This is a genomic window from Vibrio sp. YT-15 (assembly GCF_033337445.1).
GTDB lineage: Bacteria > Pseudomonadota > Gammaproteobacteria > Enterobacterales > Vibrionaceae > Vibrio > Vibrio alginolyticus.
Map to the genome: position 1 here is coordinate 86120 of NZ_JAWOQR010000010.1, position 15869 is coordinate 101988.

Annotated in this window: 12 protein-coding genes; 5 read left to right on the forward strand and 7 right to left on the reverse strand. The window is 46.3% G+C overall.

Features of this window, described 5'->3' with window-relative positions; translation table 11 throughout:
- Positions 1-147: 147 nt before the first annotated feature.
- From R7D93_RS17850 to glnA, 5 genes are all read right to left on the reverse strand, one after another.
- Complete coding sequence (locus R7D93_RS17850) at positions 148-2694, reverse strand: EAL domain-containing protein (protein ID WP_138939675.1); 2547 nt, start codon at positions 2692-2694, stop codon at positions 148-150.
- 102 nt (positions 2695-2796) lie between these two features.
- The gene (gene glnG / locus R7D93_RS17855) at positions 2797-4200 is read right to left on the reverse strand and encodes a nitrogen regulation protein NR(I) (RefSeq protein ID WP_005379267.1); all 1404 of its coding nucleotides are present in this window, start codon (positions 4198-4200) and stop codon (positions 2797-2799) included.
- A 57-nt stretch (positions 4201-4257) separates the two neighbouring features.
- Complete coding sequence (glnL, locus tag R7D93_RS17860) at positions 4258-5304, reverse strand: nitrogen regulation protein NR(II) (protein WP_017821940.1); 1047 nt, start codon at positions 5302-5304, stop codon at positions 4258-4260.
- Positions 5305-5436: 132 nt separating this feature from the next.
- Positions 5437-6018, reverse strand: coding sequence for a DUF4124 domain-containing protein (locus tag R7D93_RS17865; RefSeq protein WP_025768298.1), 582 nt, complete (start codon positions 6016-6018; stop codon positions 5437-5439).
- Between the two features lie 195 nt (positions 6019-6213).
- The gene (gene glnA / locus R7D93_RS17870) at positions 6214-7623 is read right to left on the reverse strand and encodes a glutamate--ammonia ligase (RefSeq protein ID WP_005379275.1); all 1410 of its coding nucleotides are present in this window, start codon (positions 7621-7623) and stop codon (positions 6214-6216) included.
- 530 nt (positions 7624-8153) lie between these two features.
- Between glnA and typA the strand changes: the two genes are divergently transcribed.
- Both typA and R7D93_RS17880 read left to right on the forward strand, forming a co-directional pair.
- Positions 8154-9983, forward strand: coding sequence for a translational GTPase TypA (gene typA, locus R7D93_RS17875; RefSeq protein WP_005379276.1), 1830 nt, complete (start codon positions 8154-8156; stop codon positions 9981-9983).
- A gap of 72 nt (positions 9984-10055) precedes the next feature.
- Positions 10056-10598: an AAA family ATPase gene (locus R7D93_RS17880; protein ID WP_065275007.1), complete on the forward strand. Its 543-nt coding sequence runs from the start codon at positions 10056-10058 to the stop codon at positions 10596-10598.
- Positions 10599-10629: 31 nt separating this feature from the next.
- On the opposite strand, the gene R7D93_RS17885 is transcribed toward R7D93_RS17880, so the two are convergent.
- Entirely contained in the window at positions 10630-11271 is a 642-nt protein-coding gene (locus R7D93_RS17885; RefSeq protein ID WP_005382972.1) for a DUF2959 domain-containing protein, read from the reverse strand.
- A 34-nt stretch (positions 11272-11305) separates the two neighbouring features.
- Here R7D93_RS17885 and R7D93_RS17890 point away from each other — a divergent pair, with 34 nt between their 5' ends.
- The 3 genes from R7D93_RS17890 to R7D93_RS17900 all read left to right on the forward strand — a co-directional run bounded on the left by R7D93_RS17890 (position 11306) and on the right by R7D93_RS17900 (position 13680).
- The gene (locus tag R7D93_RS17890; protein ID WP_033905908.1) at positions 11306-12250 is read left to right on the forward strand and encodes a virulence factor BrkB family protein; all 945 of its coding nucleotides are present in this window, start codon (positions 11306-11308) and stop codon (positions 12248-12250) included.
- Positions 12222-12656, forward strand: a complete 435-nt coding sequence (dtd, locus tag R7D93_RS17895) for a D-aminoacyl-tRNA deacylase (protein ID WP_005379282.1) — start codon at positions 12222-12224, stop codon at positions 12654-12656. Before R7D93_RS17890 ends, dtd begins: the two co-directional genes overlap by 29 nt.
- A gap of 106 nt (positions 12657-12762) precedes the next feature.
- Positions 12763-13680 (forward strand): bifunctional GNAT family N-acetyltransferase/hotdog fold thioesterase, encoded by a 918-nt coding sequence (locus R7D93_RS17900; RefSeq protein ID WP_005379283.1) that lies wholly within the window; start codon positions 12763-12765, stop codon positions 13678-13680.
- Here R7D93_RS17900 and R7D93_RS17905 read toward each other — a convergent pair.
- Positions 13666-15783 (reverse strand): AsmA family protein, encoded by a 2118-nt coding sequence (locus R7D93_RS17905; RefSeq protein ID WP_225496989.1) that lies wholly within the window; start codon positions 15781-15783, stop codon positions 13666-13668. The two genes, R7D93_RS17900 and R7D93_RS17905, sit on opposite strands and share 15 nt — an antisense overlap.
- Between the last annotated feature and the right edge of the window lie 86 nt (positions 15784-15869).

Genomic DNA, 15869 nt, shown 5'->3' on the forward strand with positions numbered 1-15869 from the left:
TTTGTCGATCCGGATAGTTATGAACTGGAACAGGGCCCAAACATCATCTGTGACAATACATGGGTAAGATTTGCAGTTAAGTATAAATAACAGTTGGGTAGATTGTCAGTAGAGGATGACTAGGAAATCAACGATTCTCGCTCTTTTCTACTTCATGTTCACCAAATGTGTTGGCCATTCTTCTAGTGGCATAGGGCGGCTGTAGTAGAAGCCTTGCACCTGATTACAGCCTAAAGAGCGCAGTAATTGTGCTTGATTGCTATCCTCGACACCTTCCGCGACGACATTAGTTTTGAGACCTGCTGTGATATTGATGACGGCAGCGACGACTGAACTGTTTAAGTTTTCTTGTGTGAGTTGATTGATGAAGGTGCGATCAATCTTCAAGCAAGTAAACGGTAGAGAGTGGAGGTAACCCAGTGATGAGTAACCGGTGCCAAAGTCATCTATCGCGATACCAATACCCATTTCACGCAGTTTAGTCATGTTTTCTAGTGTGGTCGGTGCGCTATCAATGATGCGTGATTCTGTGATCTCTAGTGTGAGGTTACTTGCTGGTAATTTCGTGATATCCAATACGCTTGTCACCGTATCAACAAAACTTGGGCAAGATAGTTGATTAACGGAGATATTCACATGCAGTTGGAAGTCCGACGGCCACTGTTTGCTTTCGATCGCTTGGTAAGTGTCGCGACAAGCTTGTAACAGAATCTGTTGGCCGATGGCTTTGATCATGCCGCTTTCTTCCGCGATTGGGATAAAATCTAATGGTGACACCATACCTGAGTCGCTATGCCAACGCGCCAGTGCTTCGGCGCCACACACTGTGCCACTGACGAGATCCACAATCGGTTGGTAATGAGGAATAAACTCTCGGTTTTCAATGCCAGTTTGGATCTTGGTCAGCATTTGCGTACGAAACTTTGAAGCGCTCGCTAGTTCTGGGCTGTAGTGACAAACACCAGTCAGTGAGTCTTGTTTAGCGTAACTTAATGCGATGCTGGCGTTGCGTAACCATAAAGGCATGGTTTCGTTTGGCTGGGTTTGTACAATACCAAGTGAAATCTTCATCACTACATTCTCGCCTTCCACCATAAATGGGGTGGAAAAGAGTTGCTGTAATCGACGCTCGGTTTGTTTAATTTTGGTTTCAGTGTCGACATTTGAGAGAAACACCGCGAACTCATCACCACCAATCCGAGCCAATAATGCGTTGTCACGAAACTGCTGTTTTAGCCTTTCAGCGATGCTGACCAACAACTGGTCGCCGTTGTGATGACCCACACTGTCGTTGATATCTCTAAATTTGTTGATACCAAGTAAAAATAAACTGCCGTGACAAAGATGAGACTGATTTTCACAGATTTCGACCAAACCCTGACGGCTATATAAGCGTGTTAGAGAGTCATAAACTAACTGTTCACGCAATGCTTTGAATGAAGCTCTTAGATTGTTCGCCATTTCATTAAAAGCATGAACTAGTACGGTTGTCTCATACACATAACCAGGCTTTGGCATGCCGCTATCCCAATCCCCATTTGCCAGGTGCTGAGCGGCGGCGGCCGTCGCGTTAATTGGTCTGGTAACTCGGTTGAAAATGATCCAACTGATGGCGATCCCAAATAGGCTTACAATAATGCCAACGAGCCAACTCTCTTGCTGGCTTTTTGGTAACAGGCCGAGAAGCTCGGACTCCGAAATGGAGGTGCCAATAAACCATGTTAAGCCATTTTGGTCTCGATACGGGGTTAGCCGACTGAAAATACGTTGTCCATCATGTTCAAATGAAAAAGTATAAGGTTGCTTGGTGTTGTTGAGATCGAAAGACCGGACGCGGCTCGCACTGATTTTGATGATCGGGTCTGCGTTTTCAGCGGCAAGCAAACGCTGCCCTTTATCCGAAAATTTTGTGCCCCATGAGATGACGCTTCCCGGGCCTGAGTGAGCGATTAAACGATGATCTGGGTCCATGATGTAGACCGACGCTTTAGTGTTGTATTTTAACTCGCGCAGGAACTCGTTGAATGTATTGATACGAATGTCTGTCACCAAAACACCAGCAAATTGGTCGTGTTTGTACACCGGCGTCATGGCTGATAGCGTAATATCCTGGCGTTCATCAGCGTTGGTATAAATTTCAGACCAAGTGGCGTTTTGGCTCTCTGCAACGGGCTTATACCATGGGCGAGTGCGAGGATCGTATTGGGAGATAACCGTTCGAATGTTGTTACTCACATGGTTGGTTCCATAAATAACCAGATCACCATCGGTGTAGCGATCTTGCACCATTAAGGTGTAATCGTCGGAAAGCTCGCGGCGAAAGCCTGCAAAGTCGCCGTTTTCTGAACCAAATGCGATTACATCCAACTGCGGTATCGATTGGTAAAGATTTTTGAATGCACTCAGCAGGTAGTTTTGAATGTCTGAGGTATCGTGAGGGCGATAAAGGTTGTGATAGCTGACGTTGTGCGCGAGAGCCATAACCGCAGTAAAAGGCTTACGTAGATAGCTATTGAGGTGGTCGTGGACACTTTCGGTTAACACGGAAAGTTGCTTGTCACTGATATCCGTGACCACTTCTTCGTAACTTTGTTTTTGGACGTAGACAATGACACCGATCGCCAGTAAGAAGATCATGACAAATGGAATCAGAACAGCAGTACGCAGTGTAATTTGAGTCGTAGCAGTAGACATCGCCTAATCACATAGATGGTGGTGCGCCACAATTGTACTGATGTTTTTATTAATATCGAGTGACAAACGACGCTCGTTGTTAACGCACCACGTAAGTGATTGTCAGTACAATTCTTTTAATTTTCTGGTGAGTGTATTTCGCCCCCAGCCTAATACTTTAGCGGCATCTTGCTTATGACCTTTAGTGTGCTCTAAGGCTGCTTCTAATAAAATGCGTTCAAATTCTGGTAAAGCGTAAGAAAGTAGTTCTTTATCTCCTGCTGCGAGTGAATGCCGTGCCCAATCCGCCAATTGTTCTTGCCAACTACCATGTGCAGAGTCTGAAATGGATTTTTTCTCTTCGAGTAGTTCGCTTGGCAAGTCATTTGGTAACACCTCGCTACCACTGGCCATAACGGTTAACCAACGGCAAATATTCTCTAATTGACGCACGTTGCCAGGCCAATCAAGGCGGTTAAGAATCTCTACGGTTGACGGGTGGAGAGTTTTTGTTTCCACACCAAGCTCATCAGCTGCACGGATAAGAAAATGCTGTGTAAGCTTTTCAATGTCTTGCTTACGCTCACGCAGTGCCGGGATCTGAACGCGAATCACGTTTAAGCGATGAAATAGGTCCTCACGGAAGTCACCTTCGTGCACCAGCTTTTCTAAGTTCTGGTGTGTTGCCGCGACAATTCGTACATCGACACTGATCGGAGAGTGACCGCCCACTCGATAAAACTGCCCGTCAGCTAGAACGCGTAGTAAACGAGTTTGAATGTCTAATGGCATGTCGCCGATTTCGTCTAAAAATAGAGTGCCGCCATTGGCTTGTTCGAATCGTCCTTGACGAACATTGTTTGCTCCCGTAAACGCGCCTTTTTCGTGGCCAAACAGTTCTGATTCAATCAAGTCTTTGGGAATCGCCGCCATATTGAGCGCAATGAAAGGTTTGTTAGCACGTGGACTGTGACGGTGCAGTGCATGAGCAACGAGTTCTTTACCCGTGCCCGATTCACCGTTAATCAAGACTGAAATAGAGGAGCGAGAAAGACGACCAATGGCGCGAAACACCTCTTGCATCGCTGGTGCTTCACCGATAATTTCAGGCGTTTCTGCTGGAATGTCTTCTGGAGAGAGCTGCTCGCGTTTGTTTTCGTGGCTGTGTGCAATGGCTCGTTCAACCAGAGTTAAAGTTTCATCAATATCAAAAGGTTTTGGTAAATATTCAAAAGCACCTTTTTGGTACGCATTCACTGCCGCATCTAAATCTGAATGCGCGGTCATGATAATCACGGGAAGGTCTGGGTAATCGCGCTGTACTTGCTTTAGTAGCTCCAACCCATCAATACCTGGCATGCGAATGTCTGATACTAGAACATCCGGCACTTCGCGTTCGAGCGCCATTAACACGCTTTCTCCATCGGCATAGGTTTCACATTTGATGTTGGCAGAGGAGAGCGTTTTCTCCATTACCCAGCGAATTGAACTGTCGTCATCAACGACCCAAACATATCCTTTACTCATGTAGTAATCCTTGCAGCAAACCGAAAAACTGACGCGACTTGAAGTCCATTAGCGCACTCAGATCGGCAGATAAATAGTAAATGTTGTGTGACCAGGCCAGCTTTCTACGTCTATTTTTCCATTGTGCTGGTCGATCAAATTTTGCGAAATAGATAGCCCTAATCCAGTTCCTCCCTCGCGGCCACTGACCATGGGATAGAACAGCGTGTCTTGTAGTTCCGGTGGAATACCTGGGCCGTTGTCTGTGATTTCGACACGAGCAGCGAGTTTACAGCGTTTGCCGTGAATATTGGCTTGATGCACCGTTCTGGTGCGAATGGTTATTTTCCCGTGTTCTTGATGGCTAAGAATTTGTGCGGCGTTGCTGACGATATTAAGCATTGCCTGCTCGATTTGGTCTGTATCCATCAAAATCTCTGGCAAGCTTGGGTCATAATCTCGTTCAATGATGATTGAGCGTTGTGACTCTAATTCAACCAGTTGGCGAACCTTTTCAAGAATTTGGTGCAGATTCTCTTGTGTCTTCTTACCTGGCTTTTGCGGTCCTAGTAATCGATCCACGAGCGCCCTTAAACGGTCTGCTTGCTCAATGATGATGTGTGTATATTCGGTGAGAGAGGGCTCTGGCAGCATTTTTTCTAGCAATTGCGCCGCACCGCGTAAGCCGCCAAGCGGATTTTTAATCTCATGTGCAAGCCCTCGGACTAACAGCTTCGCTGCTTGTTGTTGGGCGTGTTGGTTCAGTTCTTGAGAGAGTCGGCGCTGCTGATCAATTTTGCGCATCTCGACCAGAAGCATCAACTGCTTTTGCCAAGTGATAGGGCTAACCGTCACCTCTAGCATTAAAGGGCGGCCATCAACAACGAAAGTGACGTCACTGTCGGTGATGCTTTGGCCACTTTGCAACGGTTGAGTGAGCAGCGCGAGATCCAGCGACGCATGCTGAATCAATTGAGAAAGTGATTGTTCAATAATTCGTTTGGCGCTTTGAGAAAACAGCAATTCGGCAGCCGGATTGGCATAACGGATGGCCAATCCATCATCAAGAATCAGCGTTGCTGTCACCATATTGTTGAGAATGGCACTAGGAAGACTGGTATCCACATTACGTCCTTGTTTTGCTTTAAGATTGTGCGATGCACAATAATGGTGCAATTGAACGTTAAGTATGGCGAATAAATCTTAGAAGAAAAAGTGAAAAGCATCGCTGTGATGTGATTTTTTTCACCAGATATTCTATTTTGCCCCTTTTACGGTCGGCTTAACACTTGCTCTATGTAAATGCACCGTTATAGGGCTAGTAGATGCAATAAGCTTGCCGCTTCTTTTCGCGTGCACAGCAAGTGTGTGAGTGCCTCGGTCAATATTGTTTAACTGCCACACTATATGGTTTTGTGGTGCACCATAAGGTTTTCCATCGAGTAACAATTGCAATTGCTCACCGATACCAAGCTTGCGATTGGTTTCTAATTGAATATTGATGATGCCTCGATTGCTGCGGATGGTCTCGTTGTGCTTGGGGGTCTGCATTGAAAGTTTTAATGGAAGAGGCTTCTCGGTTGTTTTCTCTGGCTTGTTTTGTGATGCAGTAGATGGCGTAGTCTGAGGTGCGAGCGATTCAGTACTTTCTACCTCAGGAGCTGGTGCGCTGGCTTCAAGGTTTGGCAGTGCGATCGCTTTTGCTCCTTTGTTTGGCGTATCACTAAAGTGAACCACGCCATTTTCATCTACCCATGTATACGCGACCTGCGCAAAGGCGGTAGAGGCGATTAACAATCCGCTGAGTGCACACAGTGATGGAATAAGCTGAACTTTCATTGCTCACCTTCTCTTGTTCGATGATTTCACGTTTCAATGGCTTAGCTCTTTGACATGTAAGGAAAAATTCTAAGCGTGTTTTTATTATCCCCTCATGTTAAACGGCGAAGCTTGACTGGCGAATACAAAAAAGGCCCGCCTGCGAGGCGAGCCTAATATTTTATTGCTGTGTTTACATTTTACACAGTGTCGACCTTACACAGAGTAGTAAAGTTCGAACTCAACAGGGTGAGTTGTCATGTTCACACGCTCTACGTCCTGAGACTTAAGGTCGATGTATGAATCGATGAAGTCGTCAGAGAATACGCCGCCCGCTGTTAAGAACTCACGATCAGCATCTAGCTCTGCTAGCGCGTCTTTTAGTGAGTATGCAACAGTTGGGATTTCTGCTGCTTCTTCAGCTGGAAGATCGTAAAGGTCTTTATCCATCGCTTCGCCCGGGTGGATCTTATTCTTGATACCGTCAAGACCAGCCATAAGCATTGCTGCGAAACATAGGTATGGGTTCGCCGCTGGGTCACCGAAACGAACTTCGATACGACGTGCTTTCGGGCTTGGTACCACTGGGATACGGATTGAAGCAGAGCGATTACGCGCTGAGTAAGCTAGCATTACTGGTGCTTCGAAGCCTGGTACAAGACGTTTGTACGAGTTTGTTGATGGGTTAGCGAATGCGTTGATTGCACGAGCGTGTTTGATGATACCACCGATGTAGTAAAGCGCCATTTCAGATAGACCGCCGTACTTGTCACCAGCAAATAGGTTTACGCCATCTTTTGCTAGAGACTGGTGAACGTGCATACCGCTGCCGTTGTCGCCAACAAGTGGTTTAGGCATAAACGTCGCTGTTTTACCAAACGCGTGAGCAACGTTGTGTACAACGTACTTGTAGATTTGGATTTCGTCAGCTTTGGTTGTTAGCGTGTTGAAACGAGTTGCGATTTCGTTTTGACCCGCCGTTGCCACTTCGTGGTGGTGCGCTTCAACAACAAGACCCATTTCTTCCATCACTAGACACATAGCAGAACGGATGTCTTGAGATGAATCTACTGGAGCTACTGGGAAGTAACCACCTTTAACGCCTGGACGGTGACCTTTGTTACCTTCTTCGTAGTCAGAACCTGTGTTCCATGCCGCTTCTACGTCGTCGATTTTGAAGAAAGAGCCTGACATGTCTGTCGAGAACTTCACGTCATCAAATAGGAAGAATTCTGGCTCAGGACCGATAAGTACAGTATCTGCAACACCTGTAGAACGCATGAAGTCTTCAGCGCGTTTTGCGATAGAGCGTGGGTCACGGTCGTAGCCTTGCATTGTTGCAGGCTCTAAGATGTCACAACGGATATTTAGTGTTGCGTCTTCCGTGAATGGGTCAAGCACAGCAGAAGATGCGTCAGGCATCATTACCATGTCTGATTCGTTGATACCTTTCCAGCCAGCAACTGATGAACCATCGAACATTTTACCTTCTTCGAAGAAGTCTGCGTCGATTTGGTGAGCAGGGATCGAAATGTGCTGCTCTTTACCTTTTGTATCAGTGAAGCGTAGGTCAACAAACTTAACTTCGTTTTCTTGGATCAGCGATAGAACGTTTTCTACTGACATCTTGGATAACCTCCAGTGTTAATAAGCGGTAAAAGCTCGATTTATGAATTATTCATGAAACCTGGCATTGATTAATCAATTTGACTTTTCATTAATCGATGCTGTTTTAACTAAAGCCAAAACCGTGCCAAAAAAAATATTCCATTAATTTCAAGCAATTGTGTTTTTGAATGCTAGTTTGGTGCACTTGCTTGCACCAAAATGATCTTTGTTTGCACTATTATGGTGCCAAAAATCATTGTTGCACCATAATGTGACAGGTACATTGCGTATTCAGCCCAGTTTTTGAGCAAGAGTCAATTTGAATTATGCATCGATTAGAATAAAGTTGCGTTTAATCAATTCGTTCTGAGGAAGAAAATGGGCATTAAGCGTAAAAATCGCAGAAATGCTCGGGAGTAGATCACATATTTCTAGGCTTTTTGCTAAAATCTGGTACATTATGGCCGTTTTTTTAATCAGCAAATGTCGCCAGAGAGCACCCGTTCTCAGCGTGGGGGCATTTCATCTATCTAAGTGAATCAATATCCATGGCTACTCCACAGATTGATAAATTAAGAAATATCGCGATCATCGCGCACGTTGACCACGGTAAAACCACGTTGGTTGACAAGCTGCTACAACAATCAGGCACGCTTGAGTCTCGCGGTGAAGCTGAAGAGCGAGTCATGGACTCGAACGACATCGAGAAAGAGCGCGGTATTACCATTCTTGCTAAAAACACAGCAATCGACTGGAACGATTACCGTATCAACATCGTAGATACTCCGGGACACGCGGACTTCGGTGGTGAAGTTGAGCGTATCATGTCGATGGTAGACTCTGTACTACTTATCGTTGACGCAGTTGATGGTCCAATGCCTCAAACGCGTTTCGTAACACAAAAAGCATTTGCTCACGGTTTAAAACCAATCGTTGTAATCAACAAGATTGACCGCCCTGGTGCACGTCCTGATTGGGTTATGGACCAAGTGTTCGATCTATTTGACAACCTAGGTGCAACTGATGACCAGCTAGACTTTAAAGTAGTTTACGCATCTGCACTTAACGGTTGGGCTTCTCTAGAAGAAGGCGAAACTGGCGAGAACATGGAACCACTATTCCAAACTATCGTTGATGTTGTTGACGCGCCAAATGTTGACCTTGATGGTCCACTACAGATGCAAGTTTCTCAGCTAGACTACAGCTCTTACGTTGGTGTTATCGGCGTGGCTCGCGTAACTCGTGGTAGCGTTAAACCAAACCAGCAGGTAACCATTATTGGTGCTGACGGTAAAACTCGCAACGGTAAAGTGGGTACAGTAATGGGCTACCTTGGCCTAGAGCGTCACGAAGTGGAACAAGCTAACGCGGGTGATATCATCGCAATCACTGGTCTTGGCGAGCTGAAAATTTCTGACACTATCTGTGCACAAAACGCAGTAGAAGCATTACCACCATTGTCTGTTGATGAACCAACAGTAACAATGACGTTCCAAGTAAACACGTCTCCATTCGCGGGTAAAGAAGGTAAGTTCGTAACGTCACGTAACATCCTTGAGCGTCTTGAGAAGGAACTGGTACACAACGTTGCACTACGCGTTGAGCAAACAGACGATCCAGATAAATTCCGCGTATCAGGTCGTGGTGAACTTCACCTTTCTATCCTGATCGAAAACATGCGTCGTGAAGGCTTCGAGCTAGCAGTATCTCGTCCAGAAGTAATCATCAAAGAAGAAGATGGTCAGTTGATGGAACCGTTCGAAACGGTAACTATCGACGTAATGGAAGAGCACCAAGGCGGCATCATGGAGAACATCGGCCTACGTAAAGGTGAGCTGAAAGACATGTCTCCAGACGGTAAAGGTCGTGTGCGTATGGACTTCGTTATGCCATCACGTGGTCTGATCGGTTTCCAAACGGAATTCATGACACTGACTTCAGGTTCAGGTCTTCTTTACCATACGTTTGATCACTACGGCCCTCACAAAGGCGGTAACATCGGTCAACGTGTAAACGGTGTACTAATCGCGAACGCGATGGGTAAAGCGCTAACTAACGCACTGTTCAACCTTCAAGAGCGTGGTCGTCTATTTATCGGTCACGGTGTTGAAGTTTACGAAGGTATGGTTATCGGTATTCACAGCCGTGACAACGACCTAACGGTAAACGCACTGAAAGGTAAGCAGCTAACCAACGTTCGTGCATCAGGTACCGATGACGCACAGGTTCTTACTCCGCCAATCAAGATGACTCTTGAGCAAGCACTAGAATTCATCGATGACGACGAGCTAGTAGAAGTAACGCCTGAAAGTATCCGTATCCGTAAGAAGTTCCTAACGGAAAGCGACCGTAAGCGTGCTTCTCGTGGCGCGAAATAATTTTCGTTAAGCGATTCAATTAAGAAGAAGCCTCGAGTTATGCTCGGGGCTTTTTGTTTTCTGGAGTTGAATATGAACCCGATTATTATCACCGGTGGGCCTGGTGCGGGAAAAACAACACTGCTGAATGCGCTAGACGCGTGTGGTTACGCCACGTTTCCTGAAGGGTCTCGCGACTTGATTGAGCAGCAAAGCCAGTTAGAAAATGGTATTTTGCCGTGGACGAATTTACCTGAGTTTGCCAAGTTATGCCTTGGGTTGATGGACAAACAAAAGAGTGATGCGCGTTGTCATGATGTTGCGTTTGTTGATCGCGCCATCCCCGACATCATTGCATACCTACAAGTGGGCGGCTGTAAGGTTGACCAAGCTTTCTTAACCGAAAGCGCTGGGTACCATAGTCAGGTGTTTACTTGTCGACCTGAAGCATCCATTTACGTACAAGATGAAGTGCGTCCGCACAGCTTTGAAGAAGCATTGGAGATTCATCAGTCGTTAGTGAGTGTCTATACTGAGTTGGGTTATGAAGTGGTAGAAGTGCCATGGGGAACTGTGCCAGAGAGGGTAGGCTTTGTTCGAAGAGTCATCGGTTTACTCGGTAAGGTCGCCGACTAAAACCTCCTCACTAGGAGGAGGTCTGAATCATTTACTTTTGATTGAGCTTTTGTAGGAATTTATCGGACTCTGCAATCGCTTCGTTCATTTGTTTGATCGCAAACTGAATGTCTTTCTCTAAGCTAGAGAACTCACCTTGCAAAGAACCAATCGCACTGGCGTTAAGGTTGTGTTTTAAGTACAACGTGTTGTCACGTAGCGTGTCCAGTACCGGTGTCATCTTTTTCTCTGCACGCTTCATAGCGCTAAGCATGGTTTTGTACGAGGCTTTGGTTTCACGTAGCTTTTGCTCGCTTGAACGACGCAGTTTCGCACTCGAGTACAGCTCTAGCTCATCTTGCCACTCATCAAACAGTGCGCCAGATACGTCTTCAATCGCAGCAATACGGTCACGTACGTCTTGAGCCGCTTTTTCGCTATCTTCGTATTTGTCATTGATGTTGTTGTAGACATTTTCTAGCTCACCACCATCAAAGTTGGTGATCGCAGATAAGGCTTCAAGTGCACTGGTGAATTCTTCTTGTGCATCTTGTTGAGATTCTTTGGCATCTTCGACGCGGTCGACCATAATATCTCGTTTATGATACCCAACCTGCTCCATTGCTGAGTAATAAGCAGATTGACACCCTGTTAAAGTGAAAATTGATAGTACAATTGCTAATAAATAAGGCATTCTTATGTCCTCGGCGCTAATTATGGGATGAACTATGAACCAGTTATCAGAGAGTTACAAGGCGAGATTAATCAATCTACTGCCAAGTTGCGTCGCGTTTTTTACGTACCTTCTTAAGCGATTAACGCATGACCGTGTGAATGTGAACGCGGGCTATCTTGCCTACATTACCTTGTTGTCTATTGTGCCAATGCTGACGGTATTGTTATCAATATTGTCGAAATTTCCCGTTTTTGCGAACGTTGGTGAGGTGCTGCAAGGCTACATTATTGAGAATTTTGTGCCGGCTTCTGGAGAAGCTGTACATACGGCATTACAGGAATTTGTGGCGAATACGGGCAAAATGAGCGCGGTTGGCGGTGGGTTTTTATTCATCGCAGCGGTCATGCTGATTTCCAACATTGATAAGAACTTAAACTACATTTGGCGAGTTAAAGACAAGCGCCGTTTAGTCTTTTCATTCTCTATGTATTGGATGGTACTCACGTTAGGGCCGATCATGGTCGGTGCGAGTATTGCGGCGACGTCGTACGTGACTTCGCTGCAAATTTTAGAGAATGAGACATTATCTGGTGCGTTTAATCTATTTCTGCGTTGGCTACCGTTGTTGCTGTCCTTTTTTGCTTTTCTTGGCTTGTATATTCTAGTGCCGAATAAAAAAGTACACCTCGCTCATGGTGCCATGGGGGCAGCAGTCGCCGCGATACTGTTCGAGTTGAGTAAAAAAGGCTTTGCACTCTACATCACTCAGTTTCCGTCTTATCAGCTCATCTACGGCGCGTTAGCGGCGATTCCTATCTTATTTGTTTGGGTGTATTTATGCTGGATGATCGTGTTATTGGGGGCGGAAGTTACGGCTGCGCTTGGTGAGCGAGAGCACTGGAGTGAAGATTTAGACATGATACACTCGACCGCTGAATCTCAGTTAACAGATGAAGGAAGCGAGAGTAGTGATAGCGCTAATTCAACGAGTCAGTGAAGCAGCCGTCCGTGTGGATGGTGAAGTCGTAGGAGAAATTGATCGTGGTCTGCTGGTCTTATTGGGCGTAGAGAAGGACGACGATGAAGCTAAAGCAAAGCGTTTAATGGAGCGTGTTACAACCTACCGTGTGTTCGAAGATGACGAAGGCAAGATGAACCTGAACGTTAAACAGGTGGAAGGTAAAGTGCTGGTGGTTTCTCAATTTACGCTGCCTGCGGATACAAAAAAAGGCACGCGAGCTGGCTTTTCTCGCGGTGCGCATCCTGTTGATGCAGAGCGCTTGTATGATTACTTTTCTGACTTGTGTGAAGAAGTCTTACCCACACAGCGTGGCCGCTTCGCTGCCGATATGAAAGTGTCCTTGGTGAATGACGGTCCTGTGACGTTTTGGTTGCAGGTCTAATCTGGTAACACAGGCGCCATAGTCTAAGCTTTAACTCCAAGCTCATGGAATTGGCTTGGAGTAATTTTTCCGACACTGATTAGTGTTGTGCTTTCAAAGGATTGATATGTTCAAACTCATTACTCCCAAAACCGATAATCAGATAAACAAGTATTATCAGTTTCGCTGGCAACTGCTTCGTGAGCCATGGCGTATGCCGATCGGCTCAGAGCGCGATGAATACGACGAAATGAGTCATCACCGCATGATTGTTGATGGTCGAGGTCGTCCTATGGCGATTGGCCGTTTATACATTACGCCGGACAATGATGGCCAGATCCGCTATATGGCGGTTAAAAATAATCGCCGTAGCAAAGGGATGGGTTCGCTGGTTTTGGTTGCACTAGAGTCGTTAGCACGCCAGGAAGGAGCGAAACGCTTGGTGTGTAATGCCCGTGAAGATGCCATCGCCTTTTATGAAAAAAATGGCTTTGAGCGTCGAGGCGAGCTAACCGATGAGCGTGGCCCTGTGCGCCATCAGCAAATGGTGAAGCAACTGGATCCGATGGCCAATGTGTTACGTCGCCCTGAATGGTGTACTGAGCTTCAACAGCGCTGGGAGCAACAAATCCCAATTAGCGACAAAATGGGGATCAAAATTAATCAGTACACGGGTTACCAGTTTGAATGCTGTGCGCAGCTTAATCCTAACCTTAATCCGCATAACACCATGTTCGCCGGGTCAGCTTTTACCTTAGCAACCTTGACAGGGTGGGGGATGACGTGGCTGCTGCTTAAAGAGCGTGGGTTGCACGGTGATATTGTGTTGGCCGACAGCTCTATTCGTTATCGTCAACCAGTCGAACAAAACCCCGTGGCGAGTACTTCGTTGGATGGGATCAGTGGTGACCTAGACCGATTGGAGTCGGGACGCAAAGCACGCATCGTTATTCACGTAGTGATTTATAGTGGTGACACGCCAGCTGTGGATTTTGTCGGTACCTATATGCTGATACCGAACTACTCGCAGTTACTCAGTTGCTGATGGGGTAAGCGCCGACTGATCTGCTGGGCGCTTATCTGTTTCACCTTCTTGCTCTGTCGGTGAGAGGGTTTGTTCTGCTGCGGAATTCGTGTCGGGTACTTCATCTTCTTCGATAACTTCTTCGTAAAGCTCTTCCTCTTGAGTCTCCAAATTGATGTTATCAATTACGATTGGCTGCTCGATGGAAGGTTCATTTTTCTGTGGAGTCTCAATATCAGTAGGCTCGGCCAGTTTTGATGCGTTCACGCACTCATTACGGTGGGTTTCGCCACTTAGTAGATCGCCTTCAATGTTTCCGCACGACTCTTCCAATTGATAAGTAATGCCACTTAGCGGGTTGTTGGCCATATCAAATGTTCCCCAAACCTTACCACTTATGGCTTTTCCTGAGATGGTGACCGGCGTTATGGCAACTTCCCCTCGTTGCGCGCTTAAACGCAGTGGACTTAAGGTAATGGCTTTGAGCGAATGATCCGCTTGGGACTTCAAGCGGGTATCTCGGAGATTGGCTTCCACTTCACCCGATAAGCTGTAGGCCAGCATGTTGCGATCACCTGATAACCCTTGTAGATCGAGGCTGAGATCGGAAAAACCATCAATAGCCAGTGTGTCGGGTAAAAAATAATCGTGGAAGAGCGATAAGGGAATACCATCAGCATTGACGTTGAGCGCCCAAGGTTGGCTCGGGGTACTCAAATCTATTTGTCCGATGCCTTCTACGTAGCCTTGCTCGAGTGGCGCAAAAAGGCGAGTCAATTGCCAAAAGCCATCTTTGCTTTGCATGGCAAGTGCTGCGTGAGACGTGAGTATTTGGTCATAGCTGGCGTTGACAACGCTGACTTCCAATTCGCCTTGCCAAAGGCCCCAACGTTGAGCAGACTGTTTAATATCAAGCTGTTGCCCTTCGATATTTAAACCGGAAAGTTGCCAATAAGGTTCGTGAGATAGCTGGATAATTTGGCTGCGCTCAATGTCGAGTCGTTCGATTGCAACATGCTCTAACTCGCTGGTGGCGGCGTGCCACCAATTTAGGTTGTCTTCTGGCTGTGTTGCCCACTTGAGGCCTTGAATAGAGGCTTCTTTGAGCTTCCATTGTGTTGGCGTGAACAATCCAGAAACTTGCACTCGACCTTGCTGCCAATCTAAGCTGAGCTCGTTGAGCTGGATTACTCCTGGCTCGATAGCGGCACTCAAACGTGGCTCTATTGCGGTTTGCTGCTGGAATCGAACGCTATCCGCCTGCAATGACACTTGAGCTTTTGTCTTCCAGAGAGACAGTGGCAGTGTGGCGTTTTCCACAGAAAGATCCAAGTTCTGCCAGTGCCAGTCGCCCCATTCAATATCGGCGTTAAGCAAATCTAAGCTATTAATATGATTAATGTTAAATGGTAGATCGTGCCAAGGTTTTGCAAGCAGTGATTGGCGCTGCGTATTACTCAGTTTCAGCTTGTTGATGGTCACATTTACTAAAGACCAACCTTGAGGATACTGCTCCCCTTGCCCAGATATTTGACTGTTACGCCAGTTAAAAGAGGTGCCATAAAGCGTACTGTCTTGCGGTTTGTAGTCTATATCGACTAAGACTTGATTAAAGGCTTCGCCATTCCAATAGAGTTGGTCGGCCGCAAGTTGAACTTCGCCATATGGTATTAATTGACCATTCCATTGTGGTGATTGAATTTGAAGATCAATGCCATTGGCAGAGAAATGCTCGTCGGCGTAATCAATATTTTTGAGCGCGATTTGATGGAATAATACGTTCTCTAAAGCTGGGAGCTTTGGTGCGCCATACTGCAAGCTCATACCATCAATCAATAAACTATCAACGATCCATTTACCATCGCGATAAACATCGGGATTCATCCATAAATCGACTTGCTCGATGTAAGACGCATCGTCTCCGCTGGTGTTCACGCGTTGTAAAGTTAGGTGATAGGGAAAGTCATAACGCACGCTTCCGGCCCGGAAGGGAAGAGAAAAGGTGTTTGACAGCAAGCGCCAGGTTGCGTCCGCGTAAGATGTTGTTAGCAGCGCAATCGTAGCGGCCGGAATGGCAACTAAGATAACCAGTAACAGAAGTAGAACTCGACGCGCTGTTTTCATCTTTGCTAGAACCTACGTGTGTTATTAAATAAAACTAGATAGGCTTTAGCTTGTATCAATATTCTGTGGTATTCAATAAAAAGCCC